This is a genomic window from Bacillus sp. CPT56D-587-MTF, from assembly GCF_058792335.1.
The window spans coordinates 14,276-39,688 of sequence record NZ_JBYTEF010000002.1 but is presented as its reverse complement, the minus strand read 5'-3'; the positions used below and the strand labels follow the sequence as shown (position 1 = coordinate 39,688).

Annotated in this window: 14 protein-coding genes and 9 pseudogenes; 6 read left to right on the top strand and 17 right to left on the bottom strand. The window is 31.7% G+C overall.

The window, feature by feature from the left end; translation table 11 throughout:
• Nucleotides 1-748: 748 nt before the first annotated feature.
• The 11 genes and pseudogenes from AC3WVZ_RS29480 to AC3WVZ_RS29430 all read right to left on the bottom strand — a co-directional run bounded on the left by AC3WVZ_RS29480 (nt 749) and on the right by AC3WVZ_RS29430 (nt 11,924).
• The gene (locus AC3WVZ_RS29480; protein ID WP_233936787.1) at nt 749-1,240 is read right to left on the bottom strand and encodes a COG3415 family protein; all 492 of its coding nucleotides are present in this window, start codon (nt 1,238-1,240) and stop codon (nt 749-751) included.
• A 1,307-nt stretch (nt 1,241-2,547) separates the two neighbouring features.
• Nucleotides 2,548-3,981 carry a BglG family transcription antiterminator gene (locus tag AC3WVZ_RS29475; protein ID WP_233936786.1) on the bottom strand — a complete coding sequence of 478 codons (1,434 nt, stop codon included), beginning with the start codon at nt 3,979-3,981 and terminating at the stop codon, nt 2,548-2,550.
• A 336-nt stretch (nt 3,982-4,317) separates the two neighbouring features.
• Entirely contained in the window at nt 4,318-4,851 is a 534-nt protein-coding gene (gene lepB, locus AC3WVZ_RS29470; RefSeq protein WP_233936785.1) for a signal peptidase I, read from the bottom strand.
• 48 nt (nt 4,852-4,899) lie between these two features.
• The gene (locus tag AC3WVZ_RS29465) at nt 4,900-5,745 is read right to left on the bottom strand and encodes a peptidylprolyl isomerase (protein WP_233936784.1); all 846 of its coding nucleotides are present in this window, start codon (nt 5,743-5,745) and stop codon (nt 4,900-4,902) included.
• A gap of 55 nt (nt 5,746-5,800) precedes the next feature.
• Nucleotides 5,801-6,136, bottom strand: coding sequence for a hypothetical protein (locus AC3WVZ_RS29460; RefSeq protein ID WP_233936783.1), 336 nt, complete (start codon nt 6,134-6,136; stop codon nt 5,801-5,803).
• A 414-nt stretch (nt 6,137-6,550) separates the two neighbouring features.
• A pseudogene (locus AC3WVZ_RS29455) lies at nt 6,551-7,258 on the bottom strand (nuclease/transposase family protein); the annotation flags it as partial.
• Nucleotides 7,259-7,797: 539 nt separating this feature from the next.
• A complete protein-coding gene (locus tag AC3WVZ_RS29450) occupies nt 7,798-7,989 on the bottom strand; it encodes a hypothetical protein (RefSeq protein ID WP_078188096.1) in 192 nt (63 codons plus the stop codon).
• Between the two features lie 461 nt (nt 7,990-8,450).
• Nucleotides 8,451-8,637, bottom strand: a pseudogene (locus AC3WVZ_RS29445) (hypothetical protein); the annotation flags it as partial.
• An 854-nt stretch (nt 8,638-9,491) separates the two neighbouring features.
• Nucleotides 9,492-9,999, bottom strand: a pseudogene (locus AC3WVZ_RS29440) (transposase); the annotation flags it as partial.
• 13 nt (nt 10,000-10,012) lie between these two features.
• Nucleotides 10,013-10,669 (bottom strand): annotated as a pseudogene (locus AC3WVZ_RS29435) (DUF6444 domain-containing protein); the annotation flags it as partial.
• A 728-nt stretch (nt 10,670-11,397) separates the two neighbouring features.
• A pseudogene (locus tag AC3WVZ_RS29430) lies at nt 11,398-11,924 on the bottom strand (Holliday junction resolvase RecU).
• Between the two features lie 183 nt (nt 11,925-12,107).
• Between AC3WVZ_RS29430 and AC3WVZ_RS29425 the strand changes: the two are divergent.
• Both AC3WVZ_RS29425 and AC3WVZ_RS29420 read left to right on the top strand, forming a co-directional pair.
• Nucleotides 12,108-13,238, top strand: a complete 1,131-nt coding sequence (locus AC3WVZ_RS29425) for a DegT/DnrJ/EryC1/StrS family aminotransferase (protein ID WP_233936780.1) — start codon at nt 12,108-12,110, stop codon at nt 13,236-13,238.
• 11 nt (nt 13,239-13,249) lie between these two features.
• Nucleotides 13,250-13,771, top strand: a complete 522-nt coding sequence (locus AC3WVZ_RS29420) for a GNAT family N-acetyltransferase (protein WP_233936779.1) — start codon at nt 13,250-13,252, stop codon at nt 13,769-13,771.
• A gap of 162 nt (nt 13,772-13,933) precedes the next feature.
• Here AC3WVZ_RS29420 and AC3WVZ_RS29415 read toward each other — a convergent pair.
• The 3 pseudogenes from AC3WVZ_RS29415 to AC3WVZ_RS29405 form a co-directional block, all read right to left on the bottom strand.
• A pseudogene (locus tag AC3WVZ_RS29415) lies at nt 13,934-14,646 on the bottom strand (RNA-guided endonuclease TnpB family protein); the annotation flags it as partial.
• 50 nt (nt 14,647-14,696) lie between these two features.
• Nucleotides 14,697-14,885 (bottom strand): annotated as a pseudogene (locus AC3WVZ_RS29410) (RNA-guided endonuclease TnpB family protein); the annotation flags it as partial.
• Nucleotides 14,884-15,102, bottom strand: a pseudogene (locus AC3WVZ_RS29405) (transposase); the annotation flags it as partial. The pseudogenes AC3WVZ_RS29410 and AC3WVZ_RS29405, both read right to left, overlap by 2 nt.
• A gap of 340 nt (nt 15,103-15,442) precedes the next feature.
• On the opposite strand from AC3WVZ_RS29405, the gene AC3WVZ_RS29400 reads away from it, so the two are divergent.
• Genes AC3WVZ_RS29400 through AC3WVZ_RS29390 form a run of 3 tightly spaced genes read left to right on the top strand, consistent with a single transcriptional unit; the run spans nt 15,443 to nt 19,133 of the window.
• Nucleotides 15,443-16,945 carry a spore germination protein gene (locus tag AC3WVZ_RS29400; protein ID WP_233936777.1) on the top strand — a complete coding sequence of 501 codons (1,503 nt, stop codon included), beginning with the start codon at nt 15,443-15,445 and terminating at the stop codon, nt 16,943-16,945.
• Nucleotides 16,942-18,024, top strand: coding sequence for a GerAB/ArcD/ProY family transporter (locus AC3WVZ_RS29395; RefSeq protein ID WP_233936775.1), 1,083 nt, complete (start codon nt 16,942-16,944; stop codon nt 18,022-18,024). Before AC3WVZ_RS29400 ends, AC3WVZ_RS29395 begins: the two co-directional genes overlap by 4 nt.
• A complete protein-coding gene (locus AC3WVZ_RS29390) occupies nt 18,015-19,133 on the top strand; it encodes a Ger(x)C family spore germination protein (protein ID WP_233936773.1) in 1,119 nt (372 codons plus the stop codon). Before AC3WVZ_RS29395 ends, AC3WVZ_RS29390 begins: the two co-directional genes overlap by 10 nt.
• Before the next feature lie 149 nt (nt 19,134-19,282).
• Here the strand turns inward: AC3WVZ_RS29390 and AC3WVZ_RS29385 are convergent.
• Nucleotides 19,283-20,343, bottom strand: a pseudogene (locus tag AC3WVZ_RS29385) (zinc ribbon domain-containing protein).
• Nucleotides 20,344-21,351: 1,008 nt separating this feature from the next.
• Here AC3WVZ_RS29385 and AC3WVZ_RS29380 point away from each other — a divergent pair.
• A complete protein-coding gene (locus AC3WVZ_RS29380) occupies nt 21,352-21,684 on the top strand; it encodes a helix-turn-helix domain-containing protein (RefSeq protein ID WP_233936772.1) in 333 nt (110 codons plus the stop codon).
• 721 nt (nt 21,685-22,405) lie between these two features.
• Here AC3WVZ_RS29380 and AC3WVZ_RS29375 read toward each other — a convergent pair.
• Both AC3WVZ_RS29375 and AC3WVZ_RS29370 read right to left on the bottom strand, forming a co-directional pair.
• A complete protein-coding gene (locus AC3WVZ_RS29375) occupies nt 22,406-22,663 on the bottom strand; it encodes a hypothetical protein (protein ID WP_233936771.1) in 258 nt (85 codons plus the stop codon).
• A 44-nt stretch (nt 22,664-22,707) separates the two neighbouring features.
• The gene (locus tag AC3WVZ_RS29370; protein WP_233936770.1) at nt 22,708-23,898 is read right to left on the bottom strand and encodes a replication initiation protein; all 1,191 of its coding nucleotides are present in this window, start codon (nt 23,896-23,898) and stop codon (nt 22,708-22,710) included.
• Nucleotides 23,899-25,413: the final 1,515 nt, after the last annotated feature.

The window sequence follows — 25,413 nt, the reverse complement described above, 5'->3', positions numbered from 1 at the left end:
ATAACACAAAAAATACCAAATGATGATTGGATTGTTACAATGAAAGGTGTATGGTTTAAATAACATCAAATATAGACTTTTACAAACGATATAACTTACTTAGTTTTAATATAATAATTTTATAATGCAAGGAGTATACAATATTCATTTGCTTATTCCTCCATTTCGAGGGGATGGGCAAAAACACCCTATTATATATATCAGCTATATTTGTCAGTTTACCAAGGAATGTTATTAAATTAATTATCAAATCAAAAAATCCATTAACGTGTTTTTCTTTTTCAAAGTATGGCAATACCCTATTATCTTATCCAGTATACATTTCTATAAGCCATTGGCTCAATTAGTCAGAATAGAGGCCACTCATACATATCTGGTCATAGATTCAAACCCTAAAAATCCAGCATATTCTATTTTTTCATCACTCCATAGACTGTATGTATGATATATATAAGCAACAAGCACATTCATAAATATCTTTTTCTTTCCACAATCGTTAATAATTATTTTACAATATTGTAATTCACTAAATGCTGAAAGATGTGCGAAGTAAGAAACATAAATAAATATATCCAGCGTACAAATACTATTTTTAAAAATATGAACACCTCTATTTACTTGAGAAACATATAACTCGTAATCTGCAGTACTTATTGCCATTTCGAACGTTTATCAAATAGAAAAAGTTCCGAAAGGTTGAAATACTCGCCTAATAACATTGGTACTTTTTCACTCTGACTATCTTCACCTATTTACCATAAAAACCTCGTTTACGCATTTCATTACGTAAATTCGATGCAGGGATTTTAAGATGTTGTGCTATTTTTGGATAACTCCATCCCTGCTCTCTTAAGTTTTTTGCTTGTCGACACCAATGCTCCCATTTATTTCGACTTTGTTCCTGTATTTCTGTTTTATTTTTTCCTTGCCACAAACCTCTTCTTTTCAATTGGTCATATAACGTACTACGCGAACAATCCAGCTTCTTTGAAATGCTCCCTGCTCCAAACCCTTGCTCTTTTAACGCCACAGCTTGCCTACAAACCTCATCCCATTCTTCTTTTGTCTTTTGTCCTTTACTCTCTATAAAAAGATCCTTTGTTAAAAATTGAAATTCCTTTCCCACCATACAGTTGTGAATTTGAATACATTCTGTCAAAGAGCGCATTTGATATTCGCATGTTTGACAATACTGATCCTGTAAATCTAAAATACGAATTCTCTTTTCTTTTGGATTCATACTGTACACCTCACTAACTTTTAACCTTTTATTCCATAATATCTACATTGGATCTCTCATCAATAGTTTCAACATTTTTTGTAATTATAACCAATTTTTATTAGTTTTTGGTCTTTGAATTCTTCCTTATTTCTCAATCCGTTTTCACGGTATAATAAATCAATTAGATGCAGAATAATAAATAATATTCAAAAAATAAAAATGATTATTTTATCTAAATAATTGTTCTTTCCCATATTATTTGAACTCTAGCTATAGAATCCTTTTACAAGATAAGCAACTGGGTTTTTGCCCCACATAATAGATTTTATAAGCTATATTTCATTTATACAACAAAAACTATATATAATAATATAATAAGATGAAGTTCTAATCGCTTCTTAATATAAAATATGGTAGCTTGAAAATAACAAGTTTTTTTCTATTTTATATACCCATACAAACTATTTTTCATATTCAATCAGAATAGGAGGGTTAGTTGATATTTTGATATATTTTTGAAAAATATGGATGTTCACTTCCAATTTTTTAATAATCATAGAAAAGGGCTTTCTGTAATAATTTGCAATTATAATCTTTTTCTTTCTAAGTAAACAAAGAGTAAATTAGATTTGTTTCACTCACTAAATCTATAGTAATTCATACGACAGTAATCAAAAAAGGACAAAGCCTTCAAACAGAGCTAATCGAACTTATCTTAAAAGAAAAGGATAAAAATTCTGTTACTATCTCTTATTATGATACGCGAACCATAGGGACAATCTCATTTACGAAGATTTAGATGTGTAACGTCGTTATTTGGGTAATCACAATTTGAATATAGCTTTGAATAAAATTGAATGTTTTTGAAACAACTATAACTTTCTTCCTGTACCATTCACCTTTTACGCCACTACTTTTCAAAATCATGACACAGATACTTCACATTACATCTCATTTTTGAGGAAAGAACCTTCTTACACAAAATCACCAATGTATGTGTTCGAGAATCTAAATGGAGAATGTAGCTAATAAGTCGGATAAATAAAGACTTACATTATCGTTACAACGGCCCTTACATCATAAAATATAATCAGCAAACGTAAACCCCTCTTCCACTTAACAGTCCACCGACTGTCTGAAGGGGGGGTTTACCGCCACTAATACATTCCAGCATTTTTTTAACTACACTAGAAGAAATATTAGGCTTTTATCTATAACTGTCATTTCTCTCTCCTATTCATTACATATTGCTCTGTCTATTTCTTGAGGTGGAAGTTTTCTATCAAGAAATAATGCATGAAATATCATTAACATAACAAACCATCTTAATCCATTTCTAAGAAGGTTTTAATATCGTCTAATTCTCTTCGAGTCGGAATAACTGATATGTGTAGCACAGGTACTTTCATTTTTTCTAGTGGAACCGTCGTCAAAATACCATCTAGCCCCATTTTTTCGAAATCGTACTCTTGAATATCTAATGCTTCCTCCGATACAATTGATAGTGTATTCCCAAACTCATGATAAAGTACACCTTGTATATATCGTTTCCATAAAATAGCATCTCCTAAATACAAACATACATTTTTTCGAAATGCTTGAGATAATTGAAATACAGCCTCTAATTGTAACGTGATGGCTAGAATATCTTCTTCGTTCACCCGAGAAAAAAATGGGTATTGTTGTATCCATGATGTATAAACTTTTTGAACTTTTTCAAATGTTACAGGATGTATTTGTTTCACTTTTTCATGCCATTCAGATGTAGGTGATGTAATTGTCGGAATAAACTGATATCTATATGAAATTTGTCTAATGTATTGTAACAAATAAAACAAAAACTCTTCATCTCGATGAAAAAGCATATTAAATTCATTTTCTAATTGTACTACTAAATCTTTGACGTATTGATATAACATAGATGTCCCATTATAATAATATTGAAGAAGCTCTTCTTTATAACGACTTCTGTTAGAATAAACAAACATACAACAATTTACAGCAATTGTCATTACCACTTTATCTGTTTTTGTAAGTGAAACACCACATAAAACAGAAGGCAGCGCTTTAATTTTATGATAAAAGGGTGTTTCAATTATAAGCGCCTCATGAATAGGTAACACACTTATATTATCCCCCTTTTTTTTACGTTGCACAGCAATCGCTAGTAAATAAGCCAACCGTTGTTTATAAATCGGATAAAATTGAATATCTAGTTTTTGTTCGATGTTTTTTACGTAAGAAAAAATTTCAAATTCGTCAGAAAATGGCCATTTATCCCATCCATAGGTTGTAAAATACAATTCATAGAACATATATACAATATGCGCTTCTATTCCAACAATACGCAGAGGTTTTTTATGCAACTCTAAATCAAAATGATTTAGATATTCCTGAACCTCACGGAGTACTGAAGAAATAGTTGCTACTTGTACATATAGTACATCAGCTAGTTCCGTCACTGTACGAATATTCCCTTGTAACAATTGTTCTAAAACTCGAAATCGCATGTCTTCTTGCTTAAAAAAAGAATACACACTGGTTTGAGATGAATGAGGAGGTTTATATAATTTTACACCTCTTCCTTTAATGACGTGTATCTGCCAATCTAAAGGTAACTGATTTTTCAAATAATGCAAATCTCGCCGAACAGTCTTTACTGCACATTGAATTTGTTCAGCAATTTCTTCTAAAGTATGCCATTTTTGATCTTGCAATAGCATATTAATAAGTTCTTGTTGTCGTTGCTGAGTAGACATAATTTATACCATCCCTGTCTCAAAACATGACTGGATGTACTCCTTTCTTTTTTTGTTTAGTATAATCAAATAAGCGAGGAATACAAGTAGTATTTTTTGCCTAAATAGCTGTTTTAAATAAAAAATATATTATTGATTTTCTTGAAATTAAAAACATTCCTTCCACTACTATAAAGCAAGTATTTTTAATATATTAAAGCGTTGTTGACTGGAAACATACATTTTCACGTAAGGTCTTTTCCAAAATGAAAAGCTTACCACCAAAAATCCCAGTACAAATATACCTATCTTTGGCGGCAAACTTTCACCTCAATTTCCTATTCACATATAGGGTTATCAAAAATCGTGTGCAACACCTAGTATATGATCCAGCGGAATATACCCTATCATGCGACTATCTTTACTATTATTCCTATTATCTCCTAACACAAATAAGTGTCCCGCCGGTACTCGCCATGTTTGATTTTCCTGTTCGGACATTTTCTCATACAAATACGGTTCTTGTATCTTGTTTCCATTTCGATACAAAACTCCATTTTTATACGAAATCGTATCTCCTGGTTTTCCAATTACCCTTTTAATATAATTAACTGAAGAATTTTCAACAAACAACTGACCAATATTGGTTTCCAACAAATCATTCCACATATTATGTTGTTCATCTAATTGACTGTCTAACACCACAATGGAACCATATGCAGGAACGTTTCCTAATACATGAGACCACTTTGATACAAAAACCCATTGTTCATCGTGTAGAGTTGGATTCATGGACTCCCCTTTCACACGAAATGGTTGTACTACAAAGATTTCTAAAACGATAGTGATAATCAAACTTATTACTATATATTTCGCCCAATTTTTTATCACAGCATATCCCCGCATAACTCTCTCCCCATGGCCTCTGGTAGTATCTACTTATTCCTTTTTCTGCGGCTTAAAAACATCCTTAAATTCAGCATCTTTCACCTTAATATCTGCTTTTTCAAGCAACTTTTGAATAAACTGCTGCTGCCATACTTGATCTTGTAAACGTTTTTGCTCTAATGTTTTACGGATATTTTCTTTTTCTTGTTCAAATGGTTTCAATTCTTTCTTCTCTGTTAATTTAATGATATGATATCCAAATGTTGTTTTAACTGGTTCACTTACCTCGCCCACTTGCAACTTATATGCAGCATCTTCAAATTCTTTTTGCATTATACCTGGACCAAATACTCCAAGATCCCCACCTTTCTCTTTGGAACCTGTATCTGTAGAATATTGTTTTGCTAAAGCCGCAAAATCTTCTCCTTGCTTAATTTTTTCTTCCACTTCTTTAGCTGTATTTTCATCCGCCACTAAAATATGACTAGCTCTGATTTCCGGCTTATAATTTTCTTTCAATTCCTTTTCAGTAATAGACTTTTTAACAGCTTTTTCTAACGCCGCTTGGGCTTTTAATTGTTCCTTTAGAGCTTCCTCATTGGGTACACCAAATTGTTTAATTAAATCTGTTACATTTTTTTGGTTTGTTTGTTTTTTTAATTCTTCTAATTTCTGATTTACTTCTTTCTCTGAAACTGGATAATCATGAATTAGTACTTTTTTCACCATCATCTGATACACTGCTACTTTTCCAAATTGTTCTTGCAAATTTGTCCCAAGTTCCTTTTCGGTAATCGCTCCAACTTTTGATGTAACTACTTCTCCTGTGTTCCCACAGGCAGCGAATAATATAGCACTTCCTAATAAAACGCTTGCTAATTTTACTTTTTTATTCATTTATAATCCCTCTTTTCAATTTCTACAGTTCCTACAGTTTATTTGACTTTATCCTTCAAATAAACTGTACTTCACGTTTTTTTAATTGTTTTCGTAAAGTATTCTCATCACAACCTAAAAATTTTGCGATAGCTCGATAGGTAACCTGCGTTTCTTGTAATTTAACCGCTTCTCCGCATAAATAATCCCATTTTTTCTCACTCTCTCCATATATTTTTTCTAAAGAATCTACTTCAGAAATTAATAACAATGCTTTACCAGCTTGTTCGATCCACGATCCGATTAAACACTGCTTATAACAATACGTATAAGAAGCACTTTGAAACGAACAAGTTTGGCAATGTAAATCTTGTACGTCCAAAATCTGTATACGTAGTTGCTTTGCATTCATATAGTATTTCCGCCTCTCTAAACATATTTAAATTTCCAATGATTTATTAGCCATATATTTAAAATAAAAAATAGCTTCTCTTGAACGATACTACAAATTAAGCATCTTTCTTAAAGCAATTAAACTTTTGTCAAAAGTATTTTTTCATAACATAACTCTACATCAAAACTCTTTTTTCTGTGATAAACTAAATGTATTATCTTATAACGCCGATATAGGATATAACATAGTGCGTATAAAAGGACATTCCAAACCATCTTCACAAAATCATATAAAGACACTCTTTTTTCTGGAAGTAGAACAGAAAAAAGAGTGTCTTTATATACTCGTTATTATTTTTCTTGTTCACATCAGTCACATCCAAGTTTCCTTAATATATTGCATTTTTAGAAATACTAACCATTCGAGACTCCCACGATGTATCTTCAACTCACATAGACACTTATATTTTCTATCTCGAGCATTATTCGTTTTAGTACATTTCAGATAACTTTGATTTCTATAAGCTGGCGTCACATATTCAATCTGAATACCAGCTATTCTTTATTGATAATAAATTGTGATAAACAATAAAATGACCAAGTGTGTAGTTTTTTTCGTTTTTATACCTTGTCCTTATCATTTTTATATTTGTTAGTTGTTCTAATTGCACAACTTATTTTATGATTTTTATCTTGCATCGGTCTTTACTCTTTATCGTCCATTCGCCAAATGGATTTCATTTCTACTTATTACGTACACTACGCAAGGTACGCTTCTTATATTTATTATACCTACCGCGGGGACCTTGAGACCTAAGTCTATACCTGAAATTTTCGTTCCTGTCCTTTTATTACTAGGAAGTGTGACTGCTATTTAGGCTATCCACTTATTCGCTTTTTTTTGTGATACGCAGTGTACCTTCAGATTACGTTTGTTTGTAGCGCTTAATAAAGCTTGGATTCTTATACGAATCAACTTTTCATTTACCTGAAATGAGATTGAAATATAAGTAGGATTAAATAAATAATTTTGATTGTTCCATACACAAACACGCCTCTTTAGAATTAGGATAATTTTATACTGGTTTTTCTTTACTTTTATAGTAAACAAATTTTTTGCGTCTTTAATCACTTGATTTTTTCATTGCACTTGGAGTATGAAATAATTGCATACAAAAGCCAATTTTTTATTAATTAGAGTCGCTTGTGCTTGATTTGGATAGATACGAAACGTATCATCATTCGTTCGTTTCACCCCATTTCGATTGTGAGAGAAGAAAAATTTTGAGACTAAACATACAAAGGGTAGGGCACACTGGTATGAACAGCAATTGGAATTCTTGTATTCATGAACAAATCCAACATATAAAATCAGAATACTTTCAGGAGCCCTTTACTCAAATCATCAAAAATCACGAGGTGATGGAAATAGAAGATTTGCTAGTAATCACTCTATAAAAGAGCGTACAGTAGCGCAAGTGCTATAAGAAGTTCAATACTAACAAATGATTAATTATTTATGATAATCTATCCCCTTTCCATCTGGCTGTGCAATCAAATTATTTCATTTCCCCAGAATACTTTGTAAATATTTTATGTTAATGTGTAATTCTTTTATCTACTGTTCGCTTTGCCAAAAACCGCTGGTAAATTTACATTACTAGCATAGTTTGAAAAACCTTATTCTTCCAATAATTCTTCATAGGTATTTTTATAAAAATCAAAGACTTCCTTCTTACGTAAATCTTCGAGTAAAAATTTTATGTCGTTGGACCTTAGCCTAGGCGAATAACCCGCTACAAGAGCTGGTAATGCCACTTTTTCTGAGTAGTAACAAATATAAGCTAAGTCATATTCAGTAAGTTTTATCATAACGACTCCTTTCTCCTCTATTTTATATTATGATTTGAGATTTAAGATGTATGTATTTTCCTCTTGACAAGCGCCTTATTATAATTTAAATCCATATTTATAAATAAAAGGGACAGGATCAAGTAAGAGCTTCACCCCTCTGTTACATAATTATATAAAATTTTACAAAAACAATAGATTTACACCTACTGACACCAATTTCTCCTCTTCAGATTTTTTAGTGAGAAATTCTCTGTGAGAAGCTAATAAGTTTTCATTTTAATTAAAAATAACAGTCAGATTATTTTCTCAATAATAATCTGACTGTTATTTTTGTGAATAGATAGGACAACTACATGATTTCCCAGTGCCGGGAAGGGTTTTGTTGGCTTGTTTTTATAATAACATGCGGGAAGCCATATATTCAGTTCAAAAAGGCTGTTTGATAAAAGGAAAATAACTAAACATGAAGAATAGCGCAAATCTGTTAACCCGACGTCCACTCCAATATGAGGGTGTATGTTCGGCAGGTCTTGCACTTCTGTGTTAACTAACCGTAATACATAATACAAATTAAATAAAATTTAGTTTTGACCACTTTAGTTTATTTCCCACAACAGCAATGTTTTCATTCTTTTGTATTGTCAAGGAAGATTGTATGTTCTCCTCTAGAGTGTAGGAGGGACGTGTAGTATGTAAAATCAAAGACGCCTTCTTTAATGACTTGAAGGCGTTCGATTTATATAATTTTTTTCAACAGCCTTCAAGATGAGGATGTATCATCGCCCCCAACGATACCGCGGTGTTTCTCAGATTCGCATGGACACTTATATTTTCTATCTCGTGGTTTGTTCTTTTTCGTGCATGTTTGACTTATATAAAAAGGGTTCACGTATTCCCAACTACTTTCGTTTTGTACGCAATAAATTGCGCAAGAAGATAGAATATAACCAAACTTGTAGTTTTTTTTCGTTTTACGGCTTGTTTGTTAGTTGTTCTAATCAAATGACATAAATAGTATGATTCGTTGCAAAATCAACGATTGCACGACTCACTCTCATCCCATGCCTAAAGGCGATGGGCTTTCTCATTCGGGAAAGGCTGCAGTGGAACGTAAATAATTTTACATTTATAAAGAGTAAATTATAATCTACACAAATACAAAGTGCATATTATAATCATTCATATGCTAGTATTATTTTCATTTGATTTGTTTAGAATGAGAATCAACACCTTATCAATTTGAACAAATAATCCTGATACAATTTACGAAAAAATAATACTGCACACCTAACATGTACTATACTAGCCGAGACATCTAATAAAGGACAACATTCATCATTATTGAGTGTTGTCCCTTATTATGTCTTTTTTTATTTTCAAACAATAGGTTTTTTCATGATTTGAACTACCCCACTTTCACTTCGTGTAAACGAGGAGAATCCCTAAGTAAAGAGCTCTAGTTTATTAAGCTAGCTCCGTAGCTCTTGCTGTTAGAATCCTTATCGATTCATCTTTTAGATTGATACTTGTAAATCCTCTATACCGATCACATCGTGGATTTTGATGATCTCAGTTGAGACTAGTAATTTTTTCTAGCATAGGTCATGTATTCATGAATGCTAGCTCTAGCTACTTTTATTCGCTGTTTATGCCAGCTAGAAGATCTTTTTATTCTTCTAGAAAGAACACGCTGCGCTTTCGCTAACTTCTTTTCGGATTTTTTATAGGTTGTTCAATCTGACAAAATGGTGAAATCTTTTCATCAAACATCCATTCCAATGTAAGATTATGTCTTCGGAAGTTTTGCATTTCTGTTTCAAATCACAATGATACACAGTATCTTCCTGAAGGTTTCTATCTAACTGTGGCATGTATAATACATCCTTTTTTCGCGGGTTTTGGCAAATCAAACAAGACCTTTTTTGATAATTTCATTTTGTTTCCTACAACGACAATGTTTTCATTTGTTTGTTTTATGGTATAAAATTGTACCTTGTTCTTCTTAATTTTGAAACGTGGGGCACAATTTTATTTGTAACTACTCAGCTTCTTTTATGAATGGCTGCAATTGAGAAGCGAAAGCCTGTGTATGATTTACCAGGGTTCCTTCGCTTATAGAATGTCCAAAACAATCCTGAAAGAATTCTTTTGTTCGCTTCAAAGAAATGCATTGATAATGCGTTAAATAGGGAATCAGTCTTTTTATATTTGGACCATATTGAACAGGACGAGATACTGTCGAAGGAAATTGGGCTTCTTGGATAGAATGGCAATGTGGGCATTCTTTCTGTTCTACTTTATGTTCTGTCACTTCGATCTGAATAGGTGGTAAGTCATACACTTGGCGAATGCGATACCCTTTTACAGGCTCGTGGTTCAAGGAAGTATGACAACAAGTACAATATGTAGGAGAATGTGTAATCGTATGATCTGGAGTCGCTGTCAAACCAAGAGTATGTCCCTTGTGGCCCAACTGGCCACCCGTTTGACGATGAGACGGTTTGCGCAAACTTTTTGTAACGGGCTTACCCAAACCATCTGTAGAAGGTGGCTTATGACTATTTTTGGAGTTTTTTTTTGAAGCATTTTCTAGTTCTTGTATACGTTTTTCTAACTTAGAAAATGTTTCTTCAAATAAAGAAATAACAGCTTCAGGTCCTTTTTTATATGTATCTAAAATAATTTTTCGATCGACCATAAGATTCACCTCCCCTGTTTGATATACTCAGTATTTACAAATGGGAGGCATATGAAACTAGTAAAATTTAAAAAAGACACCGAAAGGTGGCTGAGTAGTTACTTTTATTTTTTTATAAGCGTGTATACGCAAGGTTGCGAACAGACGACTACATCGTAATACAATCCACTTCTTTTAGCCAAACACTTTCTTCCTGGTTCTTTGTATGCATGATTCCATATGGATAGGAAATGATTGCATACAAAATGAGAACAGCCAATCATTTTATTGATTAGAGGCGTTCGCATTTGATTTGGATAGATACAAAACGTATAGGTTTTATTCATCATCATTCGTTTCACCCCAAATATGATTCTATTACAAACCAAACATACATGCGATAGGTTCATAAATACATCATTTCAATGTCTGAGCAATCATATTAAGTTCTAAATTCTTTTATTTTTATAAATAAATATTATTTCGACATGGAATCAGACAAATAATCCAACTCAATTTATACATCATATCTCACCATTATAAATGCAAGTCCCCCTGCAACCTGCAGCATAATTTATACAGTGATGCACACAGGTTGCAATATATATGTATGCTATATTCTGAAAAATTATGTTTATTTTTATCTTATATGATATATATACCAAAATACAAAAAGTTTTTTTGGTTATATATACCAAATATAATGTAAAAAAAGACATAATGAATCTATCTCAATATTAGATAGATATCTATTCGCATTTTTTATTATTAATTATTTTATCTATATATGGCAAATAATCCAATGGAATTTCCTTTTGATTGTGTACTTGATATCCGTATAAATTACAATCATCTAACGGAATTGATTTCCGGCCACCTTGGTAAGCATTTTTTATATATTCATTCACCAGATGAAAAGACATTAAATACACTATATTTAATGTCCGAAATTCTAATAAAAAAAACACACTGCTCCCATTTTTTCCGCTTGTTCTAAATATAAAACTTGATGCTCGCGAATATTTTTCAATGGAAAACTACTAGAATTCATTGTTGATTTCGCCTCAAAAGCCACAGCATATCCATTGTATACACCCTCATAGTCTACAGTGCTTTTTTTCACGTACAGACCTGATACAATATGCCTCCCTTTGCTTTTTAACACTTGTATAGGTGTAGGTCTTTTGGTAATTAATGCACGACTTTTTTGTTGATAAATTTCATTAGATTGATTAATATTACTTTCTAATGATAGTCCTTTATTTTTTTCCCCCATAACATTCTCCTTTCTTTTTACATAGAACTTACTAAATTCAGGCCCTATGTATTCTAAGGTATGTGGTGGTGCTTTATTTATACCATCAATTTTAATTTTAAATGGCAGTAATGAGACAAACTTTTTCTATCATATTTGTAAGAATGTGCTATGTATTAATTTTTTACATAAGGGGGGATATTCATGGCTATTCAATTATTCGTTCCAAAATTCGAAATTTCTGAATGTTTACAAGAAATTCAACACTGTTTAGAAAAGGGATGGACCGGTTTAGGTTATAAAACCGTAGAATTTGAACAAGAGTGGAATAAATACACAGGATTTCCTAATTCTCATTTTGTTAATTCAGCTACCGCGGGACTTCATCTAGCTGTCAAAGTTTTAAAAATGTACCACAAATGGGACGATGATGATGAAATTATTTCTACACCACTAACATTTATATCTACAAACCATGCCATTAAATATGAAAATTTAAAAGTCATTTTTGCAGATGTAGATCAATACCTTTGTCTAAATCCACAAGATGTTGAAAATAAGATTACAAAAAAAACACGAGCAATTATGTATGTTGGAATTGGAGGAAACACCGGCCAATATCAACAGATTGTAGAAATATGTAAAAAGTATAATTTACGTCTCATTGTTGATGCAGCTCATATGGCTGGAACGCGTTTAATGGGAGAAATCCCCGGGAAAGAAGCCGATGTCGTTGTATATTCATTTCAAGCCGTAAAAAACCTGCCCACAGCTGATTCTGGAATGATTTGTTTTCAAAACAATGATCATGATAAATTATGTAGAAAATTAACATGGATGGGTATTGACAAGACCACTTATGAACGAGTTGAAAAAAAAGGTGCTTATAAATGGATGTATGATGTAGAGCATGTTGGCTATAAATATCATGGAAATTCTATTGTTGCAGCTATCGGATTAGTACAGTTAAAATATTTAGATCGTGATAACGCTTATCGTAGACAACTGGCAAAGTGGTACGATGAACGATTAAGTCCTTACACTTCTAAAATAATGATTATTCCACAGCCTAATGGGTGTGAATCTTCTTATCATACCTATATAATTCAAGCTAAAAATAGAAATGAATTATTATTAGCATTAAATCAGGCCGATATATATCCTGGTGTACATTATAGAGATAATACCCAATACCCAATGTATGCTTATGGAAAAGATACTTGTCCACGTGCTCATGAAATGTCTGAACACGTAATTTCTTTACCTTTACATCTTCATTTGTCGAAAAATGATGTAGATTATGTGTGTGAGCAAGTTATTAAATACGTGGAGTAGCAGGTGATAATATGACATATTATTCTAATAATAGAAAATTATCAATTCGAGACATTATAGAAGCTGATATAGAAATGATACGAACGTGGAGAAATCAAACCAATATTAAACAGTATTTTATTAATACGGATACGATAAATAAACAACAACAGAAAAAATGGTTTATTGATTATTTAAAAAAAGCAGCCGATCAAATGTTTATGGTACAAGAACATGAACATTTTAAATCAGTCATCGGAACGACCGCCCTATATAATATTGATACAAAAAAAAATTCTGCAGAATTTGGAAGGTTAATGATTGGACATATCCCTGCTCAAAGAAAAGGATTTGGCACACAAGCTACTATCTTAACTTGTAAATACGCTTTTGAAAGATTAAATATGTCTGAAGTTTATTTGTACGTTTTACCTCATAACACCCCTGCTATAACACTGTATAAAAAAATTGGGTTTCTATCTATTAGTATGCAAGATAATAAAATGTATATGGTACTAAATAAAAAAAATTTTTTAATGAATCATACTGATTGAGAATATTTTAGTTATTTGAACTCCCCCACTTTCACTTCGTTTAGAAGCGGGGGATTCCTAAGTAAGGAGTTCTAACAAACTCTAATTTATTAGGCTAGTTTCGCAGTCCCATTTAACTATGTTTACATTTTTAACCTCCTTGTTTTGATATCGATATCCTCAACAAGAACATCATTGGCTGGCAGTAAATGTTTTCGATACGACAATAACTTGTTTGCCGTACCACTATGCTCTGTATTCGAGCATAGTTCTGAATCGTGACCACAATACCTACCTACTTGCTTTTGCTAACGTATGCTTCTGCAATATATTCAATACTTGCAACCCTCTATACCAATCACATCGTGATTTTTAATAATTTCAGCTAAGACTTTGTCCCATTAATCTTTTCTAATGTTCGTCATGTATTCGTGAATGCCAGCGAGTAGATCCTTTTATTCTTCTAGAAAGAATATAGCATTTTCACCAAATTCTCTTCTCATGACCGAAAAAACTTCGGATTTTTATAGGTTGTTCTATCTGACAAAATGGCAAAATCTTTTCATCTCACATCCATTCCGATGTAAGATTGTATCTTCGGAAGTTCTTGTACTTCTGTTTCAATTCATAATGACACAAAGCACCTACCAAAAGAATTCCGTCTACCTGTAGCATGTAAGTCCCTTTACTTCACGACTTTTGGCAAAGCGAATAAGCCTCGTTTCGGCAACTTTATTTTGTTTCCTACAACAGCAATGTTTTCATTTGTTTGCTTTATGGTATCAGATGATACCTTGTTCTTCTTAGAGTTGTTTTGTTGTTTTGCAAAGTCTTGTATAAAAATCCGAAAAGTTGCGAACAGACAATTACATCGCAATGCTATCCACTACTTTCAGTTAAAGCTTTTCCTTTTTTTTCATTCTAGGGACCGTATAGATATTTAAACGATCCATTTAGCAGATTTCTTCGTGATATGAAGTGTGCCTAACTTGTGCTTCAACAAATCAAAATTACGATTATATATGTCGGTTACTACGGTATGAACCTTGAAACGATTTAACTTTCCATTTACCATGAATGAGATTGAAATGCGGGTGTAGTCAAATGAATCGTTTTGGCTATTCCACACACAAACGTGTCCACAGACTTGGTAAATGCTGAAGATGAGGAAATGCCTCTCTGACTTTTTTAGAAATCACTCCTTTGCTTTTCACCATTGTACCAGCAGGGCTGCGTATCGGTAGTGTATGCAAAAAAACAAGTGAACATGGTGTGTCATATTTCATTGCGACTATTACAACATCCAGCTCGTTACATACCTCTTGAACCGATTCTATAAAACGTTCTTCTATAATCATGCATCATGAGTATATTGTATCCGTTTAATAAAAACTACAACAAAAAATACCCAGATTTCGGATATTTAAAGTGCTACAAACCTTCCAGTTTTTAGTAGCACTCTATATCCAACCTCCCTTTCATCCCGTGTCTAAAAGCGATAGGCTTTCTCGTTCGGAAAGGACTATAATCAAAGATTAAAACCGCTAAGGTACATATGATATTTTTCAATGAATTGGTTTTTAACAACCATTACAACTCACAAAAAATGGTATACAACTCCAAATAAATCACATACTAATTTACATCTAAACATATTGTAAATTAATTTACAAAAAAAGGAAGAATGATTTTATGGAACGACCATCCACATTATCTTGTAATTTAAGTCTCAATTTTGAAAACCTACAATATCGATTATCATCTAACTTTGATATTATATATCGGGAATTTGATATTCCAGATTTCTCACGGCACGCTGTTTTGATTTACTTAAAAACAATAACAGATGTACAAATGCTGCAAGATTATATCTTGCGTCCATTATTACAACGTTCAATAAAACAAAAATCTAAAAACGCTAATATCACTGTATCGACTGTTACAAACCGTATTGAATTATGCGATATCCAAATTGTTTCTGAATTAGATACTATCATTTCTCATCTTTTCGCTGGTTCCTGTGTATTATTATTAGAAAATATGGACATCGCTTTTATCTTAGGTACTTCTAAAATAATGAATCGAGCGATTTCTGAGCCAACAACTGAAAGTAACATACATGGCTCAAAAGAAAGCTTTGTAGAAATACTGTCTATTAATGTATCTATGTTAAGACGAAACTTTAAATCTTCCCATTTATCTATACAAAAATCATCAATAGGTGTGCAAACACAACGCGATGTAGCAGTAGTTTATTTAGATCATCTTACAAACAAAAAATTCGTAACTGCAATAACTGAAAGAATTTGTGCTATCGACATAGATGATATTTTAGACAATAGTTGTTTAGAACAACTTCTTAGCAATAACTCATATTCACCATTCCCTCAAATGATACAGACTGAGAGACCTGATCGAGTTATACAGGGTCTACTAAAAGGACAAGTTGCTATTATTTTAGATGGGTCACCATTTGTTTTACTCACTCCCATTACCTTAGCATTATTATTACATACTCCTGAAGACGATACAGAAAGATGGTGGATTGGAACAACCTTCCGCCTATTACGCTTATTTTGTTGTTTATTGGCACTACTACTACCAGGCTTATACATCACTTTTATTTCTTTTCATCCAGGGCTTATTCCATGGCAATTGATTATCTTTATTCAATCTAGTAGAGGTGGTGTTCCTTTCTCAACATTTATAGAAACATTTTTAATGGCGTGTACGATTGAATGTCTAGGAGAGGCCGGAATTAGGTTACCTAGATCCAGCGGGCAATCAGTAGGCATTGTTGGTGGACTTGTTATTGGACAATCCGCTGTAGAAGCTGGGCTTGTCAGTCCGGTTACAGTGGTTATAATTGCCCTAACGACATTATGTTCCTTTGCTATTCCTCAATATGGATTAGGGCTTTCTATTCGACTATTACGGTTTTTATTCATTATAAGTGCTGCCATTTTCGGGCTATATGGCATTATCTTTGCATTTCTTTTCTTATGTGCCCATCTTGTAAAATTGCAAAATTTTGGAGTGAATTATTTAGGGTATTTTGTTCATTATCAATCTCAAGACTGGAAAGATACTTTCATTCGTCTCCCAATACAATGGAATATATTTCGAAATTCTATTTTTAAAACCAAAAATCGTAAGCGTATCAACTTAAAAAAAAGAAAGAAAGGTGTAACATGAATCAAATGACCAAAAAAAAAATTTCTACATCTCAAGTAACAATTGCCATCTCAACAGCTTTAATTGCAGATGGTTTTATTGTCAATTCCCGTAGCATTGCTCAAAATATGCAAACACCTGATGTATGGATATCATTTTTTCTAGGTGGACTCGTCAGTTTAGTTTGTGGACAGTGTTGTGCCAAATTAGCTCAACACTATCCTCGACAAACCTTTTTTCAATTTGTACAACTCTTACTTGGAAAACCGATAGGTATATGTATAGGAATTATATACATAATATGGTATACTATGGTAGCCGCTTATCAAATTCGAATATTAGGCGAGTTCGCTCAACAATTCTTATTAAATCGTACCCCTCTATTCATTGTCATGTGCCTTCCTATTCTTGTTGGCTCCTATTTACTGCACAGCGGGATACAACCTATGGTAAGATTCTTTCAATTATTTTTCCCTCTCACAATTTTCGTAATTCTTATCATTTTAGCTAGTGGGTTTATTAGTTTTCAATGGCAGTATTTACATCCTATACTAGGCGATGGTATTTCACCAGTTATTCATAGTGTACCTTTAACTTTCTTCTCTTATTTCGGCTATGAAACCATTCTGATTTTTGCATCTTTTATGGATAAACCCAAGCAAAGTGGAAAAGCTGTTTTTCTAGGAGTTGGTATTACTTTATTATTATACACACTTCATAGCTTTGTTCTCGTGGGAACTTTATCTATCGAGGAATTAAAAGTACTAACATGGCCTACCATGGAGTTTGCCCAACGAATCCAGGCTTGGCACTTAGAACTTATATTTTTCATTATTTGGATTATTCAATTATTTACTACCTATGTTATAGGGCACTTTATTGCTCATTTAGGTTGTTGTTACTTAATTAAAAATCAAAAAAATATTTCTTTATATGTCCTAATGGTGATTGCATACATTCTGGCTTGTATTCCTAAAAATTTAAATGAAACTCTATTACTAGGAAATTGGATTAGTAAAATGGGCATTATATGTAGTGTAGTATTACCTTGTATATTACTCTTAATTTCATTTGTACGGAGACGATATTTATGTCATTAAAATTAAAACAATTATGGTGTGTATGTAGCATTTGTTTTCTTTTTACGGGCTGCTGGGACAGCCACGAAATTTTGTCTTTGGGATTCGTTGATGGAGTAGCTATTGAATATAGAGAGGCCAAAAATATCCGACTTATTTTACAAGTAGCTCAACCATCTTCAGATAAAACCAGCGCTAAGTATTTAAATGTTTCTCAAATCGGCCCAACAATAGTAGCCGCACTGCATAGAGCAACTTATTATTCCAATAAATTATTGAATTTCACACATGTCCATACAATCCTTATGAATGAAGAATTAGGAAAATCCAAAGATTTCACAAAAATATTAGATGCCTTTTTAAAAAATAATGAATTTAACCGAACTGCATATATGGTATTTACGCAGTCTTCTTCCGAAAAAATATTAGAAAATAGAAATTCTGATATATCTACTCCAGCAGTTTCTCTCGCTACATTAATCCAACAAGCGCATGATTCTCTAAATACTCCAGCTATAATTACACTAGGTGAATTTTCTAAAAGAATGCTGAATCACTCCAGTTTTTTAATCCCAAGAATCAATGTATCAAATCGTAAAAACACTTTAATCGGAAGTTCTGTTATTTCTGGTGAAAAACAACAATTAATAGGTTGGCTTACTCCGACTGAAACACAGACGGTTACTTTATTAACAGGTGCTAAGTATAAAAGTGGGTTGCCCCTTTATATCAATTATCATGGATCACCTATCATATATCAAGTGGATAACGTCAACGTCAATATTTCTTCTCAACTACATCATAATCAATTATCATTTTATTTAGATTTAAAATTACGAGGAAAGTTAGTAGAGAATTGGACAACTTACCAACAATTCGACTTAAAATTTTTAAAGTCGCTGGAAAAGAAAATAAACACTCACGTAAAAAATAAAGTCCAGGCCCTCATTTTTAAGATGCAAAAAGAATTACACACAGATATCGGAGATTTTTCTCGTGTAGCAAGAACCCAACAATATCCGATATGGGAGAAACACAAGCAGAACTGGGACGAATATTTCACACAGGTTCCTATCAAAGTTAAAGTTACTTCGAAAGTTCAAAAATTCAGTGTGCAGGATAAACAATAACAAGACCTCTCCCATTCTATAATCTTACACCTATTTGAAGTGGAACCTACAAACACCAATTTAATCGTTCGCTTTTTTTCACAGAATCTCCCCATAATTCTACGGTAATAAAGGATAGGAGGACCTTGACTATAGTTCTAGTGAAAAGTTCAACAATGCATAAATACGTTTTTGACACTCCCGCGGCTAAAGCCGCAAGTCCTACACCTTCCGGTGTAACAGATGGAGTTCTTAAATGACCAAACGTGCGCAGTCCATTTCTGTTTCGAACAATTTTCAAAATGAGGGAGTATCATCCCCCAAACGATATCGCGGTGTTTCTCAAATCCATATGGACACGTGTATTTTCTATCTCGTTCCTTGTTCTTTTTCCTGCATTTTGGACATGTTTGACTTGTATAAGAAGGATCCACATATTCAGCCTTTATACCAACTACTTTCGCTTTGTATGCAATAAATTGCGCAAGACAATAGAATGAACAAGTATGTAGATTATTTTCGTTTTTACGGCTTGTTCATACTGTCTGATGCTCGTTAGTTGTTCTAATTGAATGACAGAAGTAGTATGATTCGTTGCAAAATCAACGATTTCACGAATCACTTTATGGTCTTACACCCACTTTTGTGCCGTATCTCGTATCATCAAGTTGTCGCAGATCATTCAGCTTCTTCGCTTCTTACGAACACTACAAAACTTACGTTTCATGTATTTGTTTTTCCGTTTCCAAACAAACGAACTGTACCATCATTTGTAATAGCTACTACAGGCGCTTTGAGGCCTAATTCTACTCCTAAAATGTTTGTTCCTGTTTTTCTATTAAAGGAATCGTGGCAGAAATTTGAGCGATTCCTTTACCAAATTCCTTTGTGATACGACATGTACTTAACTTGTGCTTCAACAAGTCGAAATTGCGATTATATGTATTGGTTATCAGGCACATACTTTTAAACGTGTGGACTTTCCATTTACAATAAATGAGATTGAAATGTGTGTAGTCAAATAAATCGTTTTGGTTATTCCACACACAAAACGATCTTTTTACGTTGGCAGAGCACGTACCGTAGTCAAACCTTTTTCTGTTTCTTCATATGCAGAATCCCATAGGGATAAGAAATACTTGCATACACAAGCGATTCTAATCATTTTATTGATTAGAATCGCTTGTGTATGATTTAGATAGATACGAAACGTATAGGCTTTATTCATCATCATTCGTTTCCCCCCCATTTCGATATGGTTCCATTACAAACTAAATATACATGTAGTGAAGTAACGAATTATGTCTGCCGAACAAGTAAGATAGCTTCCGCTATCCGATGGAGTGACCAAAATGATAGCCAACGAGGGATACGGCTATTTTCATTCTTCTATGATTACTTATCCTACTTACAATGTATCAGTTTTTTCCAAAATATTAAAACAAAACACCTCAAAAAAACTACAAACCATTAAATCATTATAGATTCTATAGTTTTAGTAGTACTGGGTAACCAGCCGTACTTTCAGACCCTGCTCTAAAGACGACTTCAAAAAATCCTATAAAGAGGTACACAGAATTATTTATAGCTTAAAAATATTGCTTTATACCATCCCTCTTTTTAATAAACCAATTAAATTTTCTCAAGGTAATTGGTTTATTAAACCTTTTCAATTCCAAAAGTATTCATTTATTATCTAGTTATCATTCACAAGTACGAATCATTTTTTGTATATTAAACCAATTCATTTTGTATACTACTATTTTTTTCCAACACTTATTTATGCGAATATACTATTTATTTTATTTACATTCATATATCCTCCTTCTATACTAGTACATAAGATACTTTTAATCTCACTAATATAGTTAAAAACCGGCCTTTAAAATAGTAAATTATATTTGATTATTAATACCTGTTTCCACCTTAATAAACCATACATTACAGATTAAACTCTGCAAAGATTTTAGCTCAAATCGAAGACTCCTAAAATATTATAATATAAGATTATGATGAAAATTATATATTGCCCTATATAATACTTCCATGGTAATCTTTTTTAATGATGCGTTATATTTACATATGTATTAAGGCAAATCGACCCTAATATGCAACACCCTATTAAAAATCAAGAGTTCCATTCTTCACAGCGTTAACTAGTTTTAAATTAATCACGTAGTCGACAATAATTTATTGCACTTACATCTTAATTATAAACATTTTTAAGGAGGGTTTTTAATTGCGTACTCGAATTAAAGAGGTTCGAAATCAATTCGGCGATACTTTACAAAGTTTATCACAAAAAATAGATTACGATTATAGTAACTTATCTAAGATTGAACGTGGCATATATAAACCATCATTGGAATTATTAGATAAGATAGCGACGGTTTACAATATTAATATTAATACTTTATTAGTTTCCGATGATACAACTCATCCATTGCATCTAACCGAGACCCCCCAACCACTTTTTTTGGATGGTCAACAACTTTCTAAAGAAGAATTAGATTTATTAATTCAAAGTATCCGTCTCTTTAGAAAAACGCTTAACGCCTATAAACCTAAATAAACTATTTATATTTTTTTGTACAAACATCAAGTACACTATCCCCACTGTAGCTATTACGAGCTAGCTTGAAATAAGGGCTTTCTCGGTTAGTCGTTACTTTTGTTAGTAAACGAATTCGTCCAAGGACAGCCGAGCTAACCCCTTTATTCCAAAGAGTCTTTTGTTCCTATTTCATGTACATACTAATAAATGTATAATTTATTTTTTTACTATTGGTAGCTACCGTTATAACTTCCTATATATCTACAAAAGCAATCTTTAGATAATGACCTATCTTTTCTGTCTCCATAATAACTATGCCTGTTGATAGAAAAAACACTTATCTTTTTGTTAATTTTTCCAAGAATCTTATAGCTTATATACTAATCCCCTCAACTGTCGTCCACAACACCTTTCCCAAGAATAAACTACTAGTGTTTGATGCACGCCTTCTATTGTTAAACGTCAATAAGAATAAGCACCCCTTTAGGCTTATGCATAAAAACATTCTTATCCTACTTTACAAGTTGTTCCATTCTTTCGAGACAAACAGAATACTCAGGCTTTATCTGCAGCAAACGATGAAAGATTATAATACAGTATGAAAACACCTAAAATCAAAGGCGAAATAAACCAAAGATACTTTTTATTATATCCGATCAAAATCCCTCTCCCACCTATCGTTGATATGGTGTCCCATACATTTGAGGAAGGAGAAGTCTTTCGGTAAATTTATAATACACTATTCTCTATTTATTTTTTTCAGAATTATATTAATATTCTTCATGTGAATTAATAATTGCATCATTAATTCTGCATATATATTACTTTCCAATAAAAATATTAACATTGTTTCGATTTGTTTTAATTCTACTTGAACCCCTTTAATCCTTTCTTTGTTTAGCTCATCTAAATTTCTCAACAGAAACGATTCTATTTTATACATTTTTTGAGAAATTTCTAATAAAATTTTTTGGTGATGTAAATACGAATCTGTCATAGATACTCTCCTCTATATTTGTTAATACATAGCATTAGATGCTTTTAATATTTTTTCGTTCTATTTTTTTGAATACTTCGATAAATCATTTGCATCACTGATTCCTCCTTACTCTTCCAAACGTCCTCCGCTTTTTCTAAAGAAATATATTCCAATGCTATATGAATAAAAGCCTCTTTAACTAAAAATGTTGCTACTGTACCTGTTGTATTAGAATATTTTTCTACTACTTGAAGTACTATTGATTCAATAACATCCGATTTATTAAGTTCTTCTACTTTTTCTGAATTTTCAAAAATATCTTTTTGCTTTTTCTCCAATAAATTATTCAATCCGCTTTCCACATAAGCAATTGGCATTTTTATATCTGTACGGAAGCGTATGCATTCAATTATATCTAGAACCTCTTTCGGATACTTTCTCCATTTATCGAAAACTGCTGGATATACTTTTTGCTTGCACCTTTCTTCAAAGCTTTTAATTTCTCTTTCAAAAGTATCTACGTATTTAATCTCTTCCCAATTATCTCCTAATGTTCCATTTTTATTTTTTTTACTCTTAATTATAAATTTAATTTTTTGTACCTTTCTTCCTGATTTAATTTCTTCAAACTCAAAAAATATATCTGTTTTTCGTTTTAATTCTTGCTGAGATACATTTAAAACTCGTTGCTTAAAATTTGCATACTTTGGATATATATTAAGTGCGTCTAAATAGTATCTTAAATCTTCTAAATAAATAATTCGTTCCTTTAAATCTTCATATTGTTTTAATAATTCATAAATCCGTATAGAATACGTACTTTTTAAATTCATAACATTTCCTAAACGATAGCTAGTGAACTGACTACTTAGTTCTAACAAAAATGGTTTTAACAATGGATCAAAGCGAATATCAATCGTACCTCTATTTTTATTATAAATTACTGAAGAAACCCATGAGAGCTGCATCAAGCCCTCTTTTGTACGAATTTCAATAACTTTAGATAATAAATCTTTTGTAATTCCACTCAATTCAGTATACTTCGTAGCACCATTTAAACCTAATAATTCATGAAATTGTTTTATAGGAAAAGTATATATTTTAAAATCTCGATCTGTGGGTTCAATATTACTTGCTAAACAAAGCAATATTTTCTGCTCTATTAAATTCAAACGAGAACTTGCTTCAATTAATACATTTGATTTTGACACAATATTATGTTCTTTTATTTGCACCCTTTGCTTTTGTAACATATCCACACTCTCCTCCCTATTGAACACATCCTTCACGCTATAAATTTGGTTTAAACGTCAAAAAATATAAATGTATACACAAATTATAAAGCATATAAAAGAATTTTTTAACTCCTTCCTATAAACTAAAGATACTATTTTTGTCTTTTTCAGGGACATTTTTGTTATCTTTAGAACCATTTTTGTTATCTTTAGAACCATTTTTGTTATCTTTAGAACCATTTTTGTTATCTTTAGAACCATTTTTGTTATCTTTAGAACCATTTTTGTTATCTTTAGAACCATTTTTGTTATCTTTGGAACCATTTTTGTTATCTTTAAGGAACCATTTTTGTTATCTTTGGAACCATTTTTGTTATCTTTGGAACCATTTTTGTTATCTTTGGAACCATTTTTGTTATCTTTAATGTCTTAAAACCTTGTTATACCAAGTGTTCCCTCCCCCCTTAAAACATATAAAACATATAAAACATATAAAACAAAAATATATATAAACATATCAAACATATTATCAATTTGGTTATTGACACAAAAAAAAAAAAAAGATAAAATATAGAGTAAGGAATTAATTTTATTATTCATAGAATAAACAAATATTAAAAAACCAATAAAACCATCACAAAATTTCACATCCAAATATATTGAGATAAAACTAACCAATATCCCAATGTATACTGTATTGAATAATTATTCTTACAATTCACAATATATAGAATTTGTAGCAACATATATCAAACAATTGTTTCCTGGCTCTATTCTCAAAATCCCTCTTTACATACACATAATCTTTAATACATTAAATACATTAAATTACTCATGTATTAATCCCATACAATATAGCGTAAAAACTTTACGTATTACATAAAAACCTTTGGTTTCCATTTTTCAACAACTATAAATTCTACTATTGACATTCATCTAACTTTCAAAACAAAAAATATTCCGACTGAAAATTAAATACACTTTAATAAAAAACTGTTCAAATAAAAGTATGTTATAAACTCCCCCCCTCTTACAATCTAACTGTATTAAAAATTCACAACAGAAATATCAAACTATAGTTAAATACAACAATAATTTTTTCAAAAAAACAAGATACAGATATCCGTACTGATGATTTACATAAGTTTGCTACAAAAATCGTCAAAAATAGAAAGCCAGCCGCAACGATTAATGACATGTTTTAATCACAATTTTAGATCAAGTTAGAATATAAGGCAAAGCTATTCCTCTTAATCATAGAAATCTCCCACTTCAAATTATCTATAAAAATGTTAAATAATAACTAATTCGACGTATTATACACACTTAATAGTTCACCTTACTATCTTGATTATAACCAAGAAATATCAATAAAACATTTTCATTTATAGCATACAATAATGCCCATAACAAATACCTTTTTTAATCTACTCAATTTTATTTCTTTTTTGTATACTAAAACAATATAAAATTTAAGTCATTACATTAGTAATTTAAAAGCTAGCAATAAATTTATACCCTTTTTACATATTA

Excerpts from the sequence above, each read along its gene's own strand:
- AC3WVZ_RS29480 (WP_233936787.1), bottom strand. The coding sequence starts at position 1,240 with ATGAATCCAAAAGAAAAGAGAATTCGTATTTTAGATTTACAGGATCAG.
- AC3WVZ_RS29475 (WP_233936786.1), bottom strand. The coding sequence starts at position 3,981 with ATGTCTACTCAGCAACGACAACAAGAACTTATTAATATGCTATTGCAA.
- AC3WVZ_RS29465 (WP_233936784.1), bottom strand. The coding sequence starts at position 5,745 with ATGAATAAAAAAGTAAAATTAGCAAGCGTTTTATTAGGAAGTGCTATA.
- AC3WVZ_RS29460 (WP_233936783.1), bottom strand. The coding sequence starts at position 6,136 with ATGAATGCAAAGCAACTACGTATACAGATTTTGGACGTACAAGATTTA.
- AC3WVZ_RS29450 (WP_078188096.1), bottom strand. The coding sequence starts at position 7,989 with ATGATAAAACTTACTGAATATGACTTAGCTTATATTTGTTACTACTCA.
- AC3WVZ_RS29425 (WP_233936780.1), top strand. The coding sequence starts at position 12,108 with ATGGCTATTCAATTATTCGTTCCAAAATTCGAAATTTCTGAATGTTTA.
- AC3WVZ_RS29420 (WP_233936779.1), top strand. The coding sequence starts at position 13,250 with ATGACATATTATTCTAATAATAGAAAATTATCAATTCGAGACATTATA.
- AC3WVZ_RS29400 (WP_233936777.1), top strand. The coding sequence starts at position 15,443 with ATGGAACGACCATCCACATTATCTTGTAATTTAAGTCTCAATTTTGAA.
- AC3WVZ_RS29395 (WP_233936775.1), top strand. The coding sequence starts at position 16,942 with ATGAATCAAATGACCAAAAAAAAAATTTCTACATCTCAAGTAACAATT.
- AC3WVZ_RS29390 (WP_233936773.1), top strand. The coding sequence starts at position 18,015 with ATGTCATTAAAATTAAAACAATTATGGTGTGTATGTAGCATTTGTTTT.
- AC3WVZ_RS29375 (WP_233936771.1), bottom strand. The coding sequence starts at position 22,663 with ATGACAGATTCGTATTTACATCACCAAAAAATTTTATTAGAAATTTCT.
- AC3WVZ_RS29370 (WP_233936770.1), bottom strand. The coding sequence starts at position 23,898 with ATGTTACAAAAGCAAAGGGTGCAAATAAAAGAACATAATATTGTGTCA.